Raw genomic sequence first — 218 nt, 5'->3', positions numbered from 1 at the left:
CCAAAGTACACGTTATTTTTGTTCAGTAAAACCTAATTTTGCGTTATAATGATACCTCAGAAAGGGAGGTGTTTAACTTGGCTAGTTTATTAGATTTAGTCGATGATCTCGATGGTGTTGGACCAAAGCGGGTTCAAGCACTCAATAAACTTGGTATCTACACAATCGATGACTTACTCGGCTACTATCCAATGCGCTATAACGACTTAGCGATGAAA

Annotated in this window: 1 protein-coding gene; it reads left to right on the top strand. The window is 38.5% G+C overall.

Annotated elements, in window-relative coordinates; translation table 11 throughout:
* Positions 1-77: 77 nt before the first annotated feature.
* Positions 78-218: hypothetical protein (locus WEIDD23_RS12925; RefSeq protein ID WP_156469693.1), on the top strand; the 141-nt coding region annotated here is incomplete at its 3' end.

The sequence above is a fragment of the Weissella sp. DD23 genome, assembly GCF_001579105.1.
GTDB lineage: Bacteria > Bacillota > Bacilli > Lactobacillales > Lactobacillaceae > Weissella > Weissella cibaria.
This window is presented reverse-complemented; position numbering and strand designations above follow the sequence as displayed.